The organism is Rheinheimera pleomorphica (assembly GCF_011634895.1).
GTDB classification, from domain to species: domain Bacteria; phylum Pseudomonadota; class Gammaproteobacteria; order Enterobacterales; family Alteromonadaceae; genus Alishewanella; species Alishewanella pleomorphica.
Map to the genome: position 1 here is coordinate 339,793 of NZ_SIRR01000003.1, position 12,598 is coordinate 352,390.

Here is a 12,598-nt window from a genome sequence, read left to right on the forward strand (position 1 = left end):
GTTCGGTCGCTGTTTTAATGTTGGATCAGGGTTAGCTGATTACCTTGTTGGTGAAATTCTAACTGTTTCAGGGCGCTCATGCCCAGTAATATCTCGGTGCCGCTACCGCTATTGTTTAAGCCGGGCACTATGCTGGCCGGAATATTACTTAGCACTATATCGCCCAGTTGCAGCCTGTCGATGCGGCTGCTGTAAGCGGTGGTGATGCCGTTGGCGGTGCTAACTTGCATGGCGCGGCCAACTGGCAGGCCGAGCTTTTCAGCCGTTGACGCTGCAATTGCCACCGTAGTAGCGCCGGTATCCAGCATAAAATCGACCGGTTGGTTATTTAGCAGGGCGGTGCCAACATAGTGGCCGCTTTTATTGCGAATTAGCACTGTGCGGGTTTCGCCGCGGCTGCCCTGCACGCTGTTAAGTTGCGAATTGGGGTTTAGCTGTTTGTCGATGGTGTCCTGAAAAAACAAATACAGCAGTACCATGACAATTAACCAGGCGATGATGGCGAAGGTCTTACCATAGTGGTTTGTCGGCTCGGGTGCTTGCATTACAGCTCTGCGGCAGTGACAATATTGCCATAGCTTACTGATCAAGCCCGGCAAAGGCAAAACTTCTGATGACGGCCACCCTTCCGGTAATAACACAGCGTAACAGCCCGCATTGTGATGAGCGCCCTGCTGGTGAATGCATCAGCTTGCTGGTGATCCACAATATTAGCCTGCCGGCCGGTGAATTTGCCGCTGCGCCTGAGCATAGTTTTGTTGACGCGCTGTTTCGCGGTGTGCTGGACTGCACTGCACACCCCGGTCTCGCCGGTTTGCAGGGGGTAAGGGTGTCAGCACATTGTGTTATCTGGCGCGATGGCTCGGTGTTTCAGTATGTGCCTTTTGCTAAACGGGCCTGGCACGCCGGTGTCAGCCAGTTTGCCGGCCGTGAGCGCTGCAATGATTTTTCTATTGGTATTGAATTAGAAGGCACGGACGATATACCGTATACTGAGCAGCAATATCAAAGCCTTATTCAGCTGACATTTTTTTTGTGTCAGCAGTATCCGGCTATCACGCCGGAGCGTATAACCGGGCACAGTGATATTGCACCAGGGCGCAAAACCGACCCGGGCCACGCGTTTGACTGGATGCGTTACCGCAGCGCGATAACAAGCGCGATAAAGGAGTTTTCTAGATGACATTAATCAGTATGTTGCTGGCATTAATTATTGAGCGCCTGGCCGTGCGCAGCGACACCTGGCAGGCTGCAGGCTATTGCCGGGCTTATGTGCGCTTTAGCGCCCGTTCCAAACTTAGCCTGCTGTCGGCGCACAGTCTGGGGCAATACCTGTGGCTGGCCCTGCCTGGCATAGTGGTGGCGTTGGTGCTGCATCTGCTGGACAGCCATTTACTGAGTATGCTCATCAACACCCTGGTGCTGCTGGTGGCGGTTGGCTGCTGGCATTATCGTCAGCTGTATAAGCAGTATTTAAATGCAATGGAGCGCGGCGACGAAGAAGCGGCCTTTATTAGCATGCAGCAAATTCGCAGCCAAATGGGCAGTGCCAGTGAACAATACAGCTATGGCCAGATACTGCTGTGGCTAAACTTTCGCTACTACGCGGCGGTGGTGTTCTGGTTTTTACTGCTGGGGGCTTTTGGTGTAATTAGCTATGTGCTGGTGCGGCATTTACAGGAAGCGGTAGACGAGCAAGATGCTGCCGACTACGCTGCTGTGCTCGGCAGCGACAGCAAGGTTGATTGTGTGGCGCATTGGGCGCTGTGGTTTCCGGCGCGGTTATTTGGCTTAGGTTTTGCCCTGGTGGGGCATTTCTCCCGTGCCTCTAATGCTTTACTGAGCTATTTTCTGGATTTTACTGCCAGCAACGAGCAGGTTGTCATAGAGGTGGCTACAGCCGCTGAAACTCTGCCGGCCGAGAGCTTAAATACGTTGGACGACACCAGCTATATGGTACAGCTGGCTAAGCGTAATATGCTGTTTTTCTTAGCCTTTGCCGCTATTTTAACCCTGACCGGCTGGTTAGGGTAAAGTATAAATCCACTGATAGGGCGCCGCTTGGGCGCCTTTTTTATTGCCAGTATTTCACTTCACGCTGAATTCACAGCCATGCTGGCAAGCTTGTTCTTACGTTAATCAACACACGTAACCAGCGTATGAAATTGAACAAGTCAGGAGTGATAAAAATGCTATTAACTATAGGAGCCGTAATTGGCGCACTGGCAGCAGGTTGGTATGCGGTATTTGGTTTAAAACCTTATACCCTAACCATGGCGGATGTTACGGAACGTTATGCCTATGTGCAGCCTGCTGCGTTAAACTTTGAACTAAAGCAGGATGAGAGTCACGGTTACCATTTTACTTACACAAGTTTTGATGGTGCTATCGTAAATGGTTATATGCGCTTACCTGAAGCGAGTATTTCAGGTACTGAGCCGGTGCCTGTGTTGATTGGCGCCCATGCGATGGGACGAGCACATGTGCGATGGTGGCAAGACAGCTTTAAAGATCGGCCTACCCGGGAGAGCACCGACAAAATCACTAAAATGGCATTGGCAAAAGGCTATGCTGTGATCACTATAGATGCCCGTAACCACGGTGAGCGCAAAGACCCACAGCACAGTATCGTTGATATTATTAACAACCTGCATTGGTGGGGAGAACGTGAGCCTTATGAACAGATGCTGATAGACACGGTGCGCGATCACCGGGTGTTACTGGACTGGCTTAGCCGTCAGCCGCAGTTTGATGCGACACGGATTGATATTGCAGGATACAGTATGGGCGCGCAGGTCAGCTTATTGCTTGCCGCAGTCGACGATAGAGTTAATCGGGTTGCTGCCGTGGTGCCGCCACATATGAGCAACCGCACTGCCATAGTCGCGCCGTTGAGCCTGCTGCAGGGCCTTACAGATAACCCTGTGTTGCTGTTAACTGCCAATGATGATGAGTACGCCAGCGAGAAGGAAAATATGCAGTTGTTTAATGCCTTACCCCATAGCGATAAGCAGCACCACAAGTTTGCCGGCGGCCACTTATTGCCCGCCGATTATGTGCAACACTTTGAGCCATGGCTGTAATGACAGCTAATAGCTTAAGCGTATTGGTGGTGGAGGATAATCGCGCGATACAGGCGAATATCGCCGATTATTTTGCTCTGCAGGGGGCTGTGGTGGACTTTGCGCTTAACGGCCGCCAGGGGGCAGAGCTGGCACTGGCACACTATTACGATGTCATCGTGCTGGATTTAACCCTGCCACAGCTAGATGGCCTGGATGTCTGCAGTTTGCTGCGGCAACAGGCCAACCGGCATATCCCTGTGTTAATGCTTACGGCACGCGATAGCCTGCAGCATAAGCTGGACGGTTTTGCCGCTGGGGCCGATGACTATCTGGTAAAGCCGTTTGATTTAGCCGAGTTATGGGCTCGGGTGCAGGTGCTGGCCAGGCGCTACCTGCAGCAACACCATGTGCTTACGCTGGGCAATATCCGGCTAAACCGTCATCTGCATCAGGCGCATTGCGATAGTAAACTAATGGAGCTTAAACCTATCGGCTTTAACTTGTTGAGTATATTGCTGGAAACGCACCCGCGGCCGGTAAGCCGATCGGAACTGTGCAGCAAGATTTGGGGTGATGAGCCAACAGAATCCGATGCGCTACGCTCGCATTTGTACCAGCTGCGTAAAACTCTGCAGCAGCATGGCGCTTCCGTTAGCATAGAAACCCAGCTCGGCGTTGGCTTTGCGCTAAAAACGGTTGCAGCAACATGATTGTATTGCCACTGCAGCGCCGTATTCTGCTTACCTTTATTGCCAGCTCAACGCTGGTTGGTGTGCTGTTTGGCCTATTCGCTATTATTTTTGCTTACCATACCGAAGATCAGCTGTTTGCCAGCTTGCTGCAAGCCGAAGCTGCTGAGGCAGAACAACAATTAGCTGCGGGTCGTGACATACAGCCGCGTCTGCCGTTTGTGCGTTATGTTGGCGATATTACCGCGTTGCCTGAGCCTATTCAGACCAAGTTGCAGCAGGCCCCTGAGCGGCGTGAATTCGCGCTGGATAATGGCCAGCATTATCACCTGTTACCTTTGTCACAAGGTTTTTTACTGGCAGATGTAACAGAGCAGCTGATCGTCAGAGCAATACGGCCACAGCTGGCAGAGTTTTTATTGTTGCTGCTGGCCGTTGTGCTGCTGTGTTCTGCCGGTTTTGCCTATGTGTTGGCCAAGCGTGTGCTGAAACCCTTACACAAACTGACGCAGCAGGTAGACAGCACGGCTTGGCAACCAAACCAGCCAATGAGTACCCGGTTTGCCGACGATTTTGCTGCTGATGAAATTGGTCGCTTAGCGCGGGCATTGCAAACGGCCTGGCAGCGGGTGGCTGAGTTTATTGGTCGCGAACAGCAATTTACTCAGGATGTATCACACGAACTGCGTACACCGCTTACTGTAATGCAAGGTGCCCTGACATTACTGCGGCATAGCCCATTAACCGCCCAACAGCTGCAATATGTGCAGCGCCTGCAACAGGCGCAGCGGCAAATACACCAGACCATTGACACTCTGATGCTATTGGCGCGCGAACACTTACCACCGGCAGAGCAGGTAACACTGTTACCTGTGATAGAACAAAGTGTATTACAGCAGCAGGCAAAATTAGCCGGTAAAGCTATTAGCTTAGAGCTGGATATTGCTTCCTCAGCACAGCTGACAATAGATCCGATGTCGCTGCTAATGCTGCTGAATAACCTGATAGGCAATGCCTTTGACTATACAGCTGCCGGTGTTATTCGCATTGCGTTTAGCGGGCAGGTGTTAACGGTGCAGGATAGCGGCTCGGGTATAGATACGCAGTTACAGCCACAGATATTTGATTGCGGTATTAAAGGTAGCAACAGCACTGGCATGGGACTTGGTTTGTCGTTGGTAAAGCGTTTATGTGATAAATGGCAAATTGCCTATCAGCTGCACAGCGATGCGTCCGGCACCTGTATCAGCTTAAAATTTCCGTCAAATCAGCCTGGTCAGACCAATTCTTTCGGCTAAGGTGTCAACCCTAAGCAATTGAGCTATTACTCTAACTATTTTCCGCTTTTGCCTTTGCATAGATTCTCTGCTTTATTTACTTGTTATGCAGAAACTGCTACCTTAACGCCACTAAAAATAAATTGGTAATACCAATTTACACGCAGCTTGAAAGCGTAACAAAACAGCGCGTGCCAAGAGGAAAAACAATACTGCATGGCAGATTTCACCATTAAACCGGCAAAACTTTCAGACCGCATTGTTGAGCAACTGGAAAACATGTTGCTGGAGGGCAGTTTTGCGCCGGGGCAGAAGCTGCCACCCGAACGCGATTTGGCCGAAATGTTTGCGGTATCGCGGCCGTCGCTGCGCGAGGCAATTCAAAAGCTGGAAGCCAAAGGCCTGGTTAGCCGGCGCCAGGGCGGTGGCACCTACGTCTGCGATAATTTGGCGGTGGGTTTAACTGATCCGCTATTTGAGCTGATTGCCCGCCACCCCGAGTCGCAGTTTGACTTGCTGGAATTTCGCCACGCGTTGGAAGGCATTTGCGCCTATTACGCGGCACTGCGTGGTACGGCGGCCGATTTTGCTCAGATTAAAAAGCATTATGACGCTATCTGTGATGCACAGCAGTTGACCGATTTAGACGCCGAGGCCAAAGCCGTCGGCAGTTTTTATTTAGCAGTGGCTGAGGCGTCGCACAATGTGGTGTTACTGCATTTAGTGCGCGGCTTAACGCCATTGGTGGAGCAGAATATCCGGGTAAACCTGGAAACCCTGCAGCAAAAGGACGGCATAGTAGGCCAGTTAAATTCGCACCGGCAACGGCTGATGCAGGCGGTGATCAATGGCGAGCCGGAAAAAGCGCGCCAGGCCAGTAATGATCACCTGGCTTTTATCGAAGAAGCCATGTTGGAAGTGGGCAAAGAGCGTTCGCGTATCGAACGTTCATTACGCCGCACCCAGCAGGGCTAACTATTTTACTAACGCAGCTGCGCAACCATAGCGCAGGCGTGCATAACCAAAGGAAACCTCGATATGTCTGAAGTCAGTAAAGTTGACATCGACGCTCTGGAAACCAAAGAGTGGCTTGAAGCGCTGGAATCGGTAGTACGCACTGAAGGGGTAGAGCGGGCGCAGTTCCTGCTGGAAAAAGTGCTGGAAGAAGCCCGGTTAGAAGGCGTAGATATGCCAACCGGTGTTACCACCAACTACATTAATACTATTCCACCGCAGCAAGAACCGGCTTACCCGGGCGATGTTAACCTGGAACGACGTATCCGTTCGGTGATCCGCTGGAACGCCATTATGATCGTGCTGCGCGGCTCGAAAAAAGAGCTGGATTTAGGCGGCCATATGGCGTCTTACCAGTCTTCGGCAGCGTTTTACGAAACCTGCTTTAACCACTTTTTCCGCGCGCCAAATGAAAAAGACGGCGGCGACTTAGTGTATTACCAGGGCCATATTTCGCCGGGTATTTACGCCCGCGCCTTTGTTGAAGGCCGCTTAACGGCAGAACAGCTGGACAGCTTCCGTCAGGAAGTGGATGGCAAAGGTTTGTCGAGTTACCCGCACCCGAAATTAATGCCCGAGTTCTGGCAGTTTCCGACTGTTTCTATGGGTTTAGGCCCAATTACTGCGATTTATCAGGCGCGTTTCTTAAAGTATTTAAACGGCCGTGGTTTAAAAGATACCAGCGCGCAGCGCGTCTACGCGTTTTTGGGCGATGGCGAGATGGACGAGCCGGAATCACGCGGTGCGATAAGCTTTGCCGCGCGTGAGAAGCTGGGCAACCTGTGCTTTTTAATTAACTGTAACCTGCAGCGTCTTGATGGACCTGTTATGGGTAATGGTAAGATTATTCAGGAATTAGAAGGCTTATTCCGCGGCGCCGGCTGGAACGTCATCAAGGTAGTGTGGGGCCGTGGCTGGGATAAGCTGCTGGCCAAAGACACCACCGGTAAGCTGCTGCAGCTGATGAATGAAACGGTAGACGGCGATTACCAGACTTACAAAGCCAATGATGGTGCCTATGTACGTAAGCATTTCTTCGGTCGTTATCCGGAAACCGCAGCACTGGTAGCCGATATGACCGATGAAGAAATCTTCGCCTTAAAGCGCGGCGGCCATGAGCCATCAAAACTGTTTGCGGCCTTTAAAGCGGCACAAGAGTGCAGCGACAAGCCAACAGTAATCTTAGCGAAAACCGTAAAAGGTTACGGTATGGGTGAAGCGGCTGAGGGTAAAAACATTGCCCACCAGGTGAAGAAAATGGACATGACGCATGTGCTGCAACTGCGCAAGCGTTTAGGCCTGGAAGATTATATCAGCGAAGAGCAGGTTAACGAGCTGCCGTATATCACGCTGCCGGAAGGCTCGCCAGAACTGGAATATCTGCACGCACGGCGCAAAGCGTTGCACGGTTATACGCCGGTGCGGCTGCCAAAATTCAGCCAGAAACTACAACTGCCAGAGCTGAGCGCCTTTGACGGCCTGCTGGAAGAGCAAAAGCGCGAAATTTCCACTACCATGGCCTACGTGCGGGCGCTGAATATTCTGCTTAAAGATCAGAATATTGGTAAGCAAATTGTGCCGATAATTGCCGACGAAGCCCGTACCTTTGGTATGGAAGGCCTGTTCCGCCAGATTGGTATTTATAACCCGGGCGGCCAGAACTATACGCCGGAAGACCGCTCTGTGGTGAGCTACTACAAAGAAGATGTGGGTGGCCAGGTATTGCAGGAAGGCATTAACGAGTTAGGCGCTATGTCATCCTGGGTAGCAGCGGCGACGTCGTACAGCACTAACGATTTGCCGATGATCCCGTTTTATATCTACTACTCGATGTTCGGTTTCCAGCGCGTCGGCGATATGGCCTGGCTGGCGGGCGACCAGCAAGCACGTGGCTTCCTGTTAGGCGCTACTGCAGGGCGTACCACGTTAAACGGTGAAGGCTTACAGCACGAAGATGGCCACAGCCATATTCTGGCTGGCACTGTGCCGAACTGTATCTCGTACGACCCGACCTATGCCTTTGAGCTGGCGGTGATTTTACAAGACGGTATTCGCCGCATGTATGGTGAAGCGCAGGAAAACATTTATTACTACATCACGGTAATGAATGAAAACTACCACCACCCGGCGATGCCAAAAGGCGCTGAAGAAGGCATCCGTAAAGGCATTTACAAGCTGGAAAGCCTAAACGGCGACCGTGGCAAGGTGCAGCTGTTAGGCTCGGGCACTATCTTAAATGAAGTGCGTAAAGCGGCTGATATTTTAAGTAAAGATTACGGCGTAGCGTCTGACGTGTACTCAGTCACCTCGTTTAACGAACTGGCGCGCGATGGCCAGGACTGCGAGCGTTTTAATATGCTAAACCCGGATGCGAAAGAGAAAACGCCTTACATTGCTACGGTAATGAACAGCGCACCGGCGATTGCTGCCACTGACTATATGAAAAACTACGCCGACCAGGTGCGCGCTTTTGTGCCAGCGGTGTCGTACAAGGTGCTGGGTACCGACGGTTTTGGCCGCTCGGACAGCCGTGAAAACCTGCGCCGCCATTTTGAAGTAAACGCCGGTTATATCGTAGTGGCTGCACTTAGCGAGCTGGTGAAGCAGGGTGAGTTGAAAAAGTCGGTAGTCAGCGATGCGATTAAGAAATTTGGCATCGACAGCGGCAAAATCAACCCACTGTACGCATAAGAGGATTATTCATGACTATTGAAATTCATGTGCCGGACATCGGTGCGGATGAAGTTGAAGTAACCGAGATTCTGGTGAAGGTGGGCGACAAGGTCGCCGCCGATCAGTCACTGCTAAGTGTTGAAGGCGACAAAGCGTCGATGGAAGTGCCTGCGGCAGAGGCGGGTGTGGTAAAAAGCATCAACGTAAAAGTAGGCGACAAGGTAAAAACCGGCAGCCTGATTATGACCTTTGAAGGTGAGGGCGCTGCGCCAGCTAAAGAAGATACGAAAGAGCAAAGCAAAGCTGAGCCGAAAGCTGAAACCGCGGCGGCGAAAAAAGCCAGCGGCGCGGCGGTACAAGAGGTTAAAGTGCCGGATATTGGCGGCGATGCCGTAGAAGTGACTGAGATTATGGTTAACGTTGGCGACAGCGTGAGCGAAGAGCAATCTTTGCTTAGCGTTGAAGGCGACAAAGCCAGTATGGAAGTGCCGGCACCGTTCGCTGGCAAGGTAAAAGAGATCAAAATCAGTGTTGGCGACAAGGTATCTACCGGCAGCCTGATTATGCTGTTTGAAACTGCAGGCGGTGCTGCTGACGATGCTGACACTATAGTAGAAACCAAAGCAGAAGCCCAAGCTGAAACAGCAAAAACTGAAGCCAAAGCCGAGCCTAAAGCAGAGGCTGCTGCAACGCCATCGGCCAGCAGCGACGGCTTTGTCGAAAACAGCGCCTATGCCCACGCTTCACCGGTTATCCGCCGCTTAGCGCGAGAATTTGGCATTAACCTGGCCAAAGTTTCAGGCACAGGCCGTAAAGGCCGGGTCGTCAAAGAAGACGTGCAAAACTACGTTAAGCAGTTAGTGAAGCAGGTTGAGTCTGGCGCAGTAAGTTCAGGCGCTGGTGCTGGCAACAGCATGGGTTTTGACTTAATCGCCTGGCCCAAAGTCGACTTTGCCAAGTTTGGTGAAGTAGAAGCCAAGCCGCTGTCACGTATTCAGAAGCTCTCCGGTGCTAACTTACACCGTAACTGGGTACGTATTCCGCATGTGACTCAGTTTGATGAAGCTGATATCACCGGCCTGGAAGACTTCCGTAAAGAGCAAAACGCATTGGCCGAGAAGAAAAAGCTCGGCGTTAAGTACACGCCGCTGGTGTTTATTATGAAAGCGGTGGCTAAGGCGCTGGAAGAATTCCCGACCTTTTGTAGCTCATTGTCAGAGGATGGCCAAAGCCTGATCCTGAAAAAATACGTGCACTTAGGTATAGCGGTAGACACGCCAAACGGCCTGGTGGTGCCGGTAGTAAAAGACGTAAACAAAAAAGGCATTATCGAACTGTCACGCGAGCTGCAGGATATCTCGGTAAAAGCGCGTGAAGGCAAACTAACCTCGGCCGATATGCAAGGCGGCTGCTTTACGATCTCCAGCCTCGGTGGTATTGGCGGTACGGCCTTTACGCCTATTGTTAACGCGCCGGAAGTGGCCATTTTGGGTGTGTCGAAATCAGACATTAAACCGAAATGGAACGGCAAAGAGTTTGAACCTAAGCTGATGTTGCCGCTGAGCGTATCTTACGATCACCGCGTTATCGACGGCGCGCTGGCGGCCCGCTTTACTGCGACGTTAGCCAGTTATCTGGCCGATATTCGTCAGATCATTATGTAACTGTTTAACGAAGAGCGAATTTTGTGTCCCGTGCTGAAAAGTTACGGGACATCGCTCAGGCAGGATGTTAAAATTCTGCCACTTTTTTCGCCTGATGGCCTTGCCCTACATGCGGCTATCAGTCAACCGAACTGACCCGATATAAAAGGTAATACGATGAGCAACGAAATCAAAACCCAAGTAGTGGTGCTGGGCGCCGGCCCTGGCGGTTACTCTGCAGCCTTCCGTGCAGCAGATTTAGGTTTAGAAGTTACCCTGGTAGAAGCCCGCAGCACCTTAGGTGGCGTGTGCTTAAACGTAGGTTGTATCCCGTCTAAAGCCTTATTACACGTTGCTAAAGTTATTGATGATGCCAAAGACATGGCCTCACACGGTGTAACCTTCGGCGCACCAGAAATCGATTTAGATAAAATCCGTGCCTGGAAAGACAAGGTAATTGGTCAGCTGACCAATGGCCTGGGCGGCATGGCAAAAATGCGTAAAGTGAAAGTGGTTAACGGTTACGGCAAATTTACCGGTGCCAATACCTTACAGGTTGGCGACACTAAAATTACCTTTGAACACGCTATTATCGCGGCAGGTTCAGAGCCAGTTGCACTGCCGTTTATTCCAAAAGATGACCCACGTGTTATCGATTCAACCGGCGCACTGGAATTAAAAGACATTCCAGGCGAAATGCTGGTATTAGGCGGCGGTATTATCGGTCTGGAAATGGGCACCGTATACCGCGCACTGGGTTCTAAAGTATCGGTAGTAGAATTTGCTGATCAGTTAGTACCAGCAGCTGATGCTGACATCGTAAAAGCCTACACTAAGTACAACAGCAAAAACTTCAACATCATGCTGTCGACTAAAGTGACTGCAGTAGAAGCGAAAAAAGACGGCCTGTACGTGACGTTTGAAGGCAAAAACGCGCCAGAAAAAGCCGTACGCTACGACAAGATCCTGGTTGCCGTTGGCCGTAAGCCAAATGGCAACCTGTTAGATGCGGCCAAAGCTGGTGTTAACGTAGACGAGCGCGGCTTTATCAATGTAGATAAGCAACTGCGCACCAACGTACCACATATCTATGCTATCGGTGACGTTATCGGCCAGCCAATGTTAGCGCACAAAGCGGTACACGAAGGCCATGTTGCGGCTGAAGTAATCTCTGGTATGAAACACTTCTTCGACCCACGCTGCATTCCATCAGTGGCCTATACCGACCCGGAAATGGCCTGGACTGGCGTTACCGAGAAAGAAGCCAAAGAGCAGGGCTTAAAAGTAGAAACCGCGACCTTCCCATGGGCAGCGTCTGGCCGTGCTATCGCTTCAGCCCGTACAGAAGGCTTCACCAAGCTGATTTTCGACAAAGAAACGCACCGTATTTTAGGTGGCGCTATTGTTGGTATCAACGCCGGTGAAATGCTGGGTGAAATCTGCTTAGCAGTAGAGATGGGTGCCGACGCCGAAGATATCGCGTTAACTATCCACGCTCACCCAACGCTGAACGAGTCTATCGGCTTAGCGGCAGAGATTTACGAGGGCTCAATCACCGACCTGCCAAACCCGAAAGCGAAGAAGAAGTAATTTTTCTGAGTTGAGTGTTTAGTACAAAGGCCGCGAATGCGGCCTTTGTTGTAATTAAGGTTATTACGCCATGAAGAGAATACTTGCTGTTGTATTGTTAATTTCGGCCTGCAGCACTTCAGCGACCAGTTATACATATATTGGATGTACGTGGTTTGTACCCACTGAGTACTCAAAAATTGCCGATAACGAGTACAGAAAGCTTCCCACATCGAATGAGCTGAGTAAGTCGTTTAGCTCAGTAATGTTTTCAACAATGGCGCCTGACAATCTGACTACTTATATTGAAATGGACCGTCTGCCTGACACTGAGGTGCTGGCCTTTTCCCATGCAGATGGTGGCGGCTTAAGCTATCAATCTTTGTTCGTTAACCGTCAAACCAGACTTGGCGATATGCTCAGCAGCGATATTTTATTAGTATCAAAAGATGATTTAGTCGTCTCAATGCTGGATGTGTCTCAGGCAGATAGTTTTCATTTAACCAGCGCCTGTGTACCGGCTCAAGTAATAGAGCGGCATTACGCTGTACAAAAAAAATTGGCACGGGGGATTAAACCGTTTCTCAGCACCGCACATGGGTTAAACATATTAGTGCCAGAGCAAAAATGATTTTGGTTAATCTAGGTACGGTGTCATCGAATTTGAA

The 12,598-nt window shown here is 50.9% G+C and carries 11 protein-coding genes; 10 read left to right on the forward strand and 1 reads right to left on the reverse strand.

Going from position 1 to position 12,598, the window contains the following annotated elements; all coding sequences use genetic code 11:
* Window positions 1–14: 14 nt before the first annotated feature.
* The gene (locus EYB30_RS02630; RefSeq protein WP_166836771.1) at window positions 15–545 is read right to left on the reverse strand and encodes a retropepsin-like aspartic protease family protein; all 531 of its coding nucleotides are present in this window, start codon (window positions 543–545) and stop codon (window positions 15–17) included.
* A 68-nt stretch (window positions 546–613) separates the two neighbouring features.
* Here EYB30_RS02630 and ampD point away from each other — a divergent pair, with 68 nt between their 5' ends.
* The 10 genes from ampD (at window position 614) to EYB30_RS02680 (ending at window position 12,561) form a co-directional block, all read left to right on the forward strand.
* Window positions 614–1,183, forward strand: a complete 570-nt coding sequence (gene ampD, locus EYB30_RS02635; protein WP_166836773.1) for a 1,6-anhydro-N-acetylmuramyl-L-alanine amidase AmpD — start codon at window positions 614–616, stop codon at window positions 1,181–1,183.
* Complete coding sequence (gene ampE / locus EYB30_RS02640) at window positions 1,180–2,034, forward strand: regulatory signaling modulator protein AmpE (RefSeq protein WP_166836775.1); 855 nt, start codon at window positions 1,180–1,182, stop codon at window positions 2,032–2,034. The genes ampD and ampE overlap by 4 nt, the downstream gene beginning before the upstream one ends.
* Window positions 2,035–2,189: 155 nt before the next feature.
* Window positions 2,190–3,083 carry an alpha/beta hydrolase family protein gene (locus EYB30_RS02645; protein WP_241697943.1) on the forward strand — a complete coding sequence of 298 codons (894 nt, stop codon included), beginning with the start codon at window positions 2,190–2,192 and terminating at the stop codon, window positions 3,081–3,083.
* Window positions 3,083–3,775 carry a response regulator transcription factor gene (locus EYB30_RS02650; protein ID WP_166836779.1) on the forward strand — a complete coding sequence of 231 codons (693 nt, stop codon included), beginning with the start codon at window positions 3,083–3,085 and terminating at the stop codon, window positions 3,773–3,775. The genes EYB30_RS02645 and EYB30_RS02650 overlap by 1 nt, the downstream gene beginning before the upstream one ends.
* Entirely contained in the window at window positions 3,772–5,052 is a 1,281-nt protein-coding gene (locus tag EYB30_RS02655) for a sensor histidine kinase (protein ID WP_166836781.1), read from the forward strand. Before EYB30_RS02650 ends, EYB30_RS02655 begins: the two co-directional genes overlap by 4 nt.
* Before the next feature lie 195 nt (window positions 5,053–5,247).
* The gene (pdhR, locus tag EYB30_RS02660) at window positions 5,248–6,006 is read left to right on the forward strand and encodes a pyruvate dehydrogenase complex transcriptional repressor PdhR (protein ID WP_166836783.1); all 759 of its coding nucleotides are present in this window, start codon (window positions 5,248–5,250) and stop codon (window positions 6,004–6,006) included.
* 63 nt (window positions 6,007–6,069) lie between these two features.
* Entirely contained in the window at window positions 6,070–8,736 is a 2,667-nt protein-coding gene (gene aceE / locus EYB30_RS02665; protein ID WP_166836785.1) for a pyruvate dehydrogenase (acetyl-transferring), homodimeric type, read from the forward strand.
* Window positions 8,737–8,747: 11 nt separating this feature from the next.
* Window positions 8,748–10,382, forward strand: a complete 1,635-nt coding sequence (aceF, locus tag EYB30_RS02670; RefSeq protein ID WP_166836787.1) for a pyruvate dehydrogenase complex dihydrolipoyllysine-residue acetyltransferase — start codon at window positions 8,748–8,750, stop codon at window positions 10,380–10,382.
* A gap of 156 nt (window positions 10,383–10,538) precedes the next feature.
* Window positions 10,539–11,951: a dihydrolipoyl dehydrogenase gene (gene lpdA / locus EYB30_RS02675; RefSeq protein ID WP_166836789.1), complete on the forward strand. Its 1,413-nt coding sequence runs from the start codon at window positions 10,539–10,541 to the stop codon at window positions 11,949–11,951.
* A gap of 70 nt (window positions 11,952–12,021) precedes the next feature.
* Window positions 12,022–12,561: a hypothetical protein gene (locus tag EYB30_RS02680; RefSeq protein WP_166836791.1), complete on the forward strand. Its 540-nt coding sequence runs from the start codon at window positions 12,022–12,024 to the stop codon at window positions 12,559–12,561.
* The last annotated feature ends 37 nt before the right edge of the window (window positions 12,562–12,598 follow it).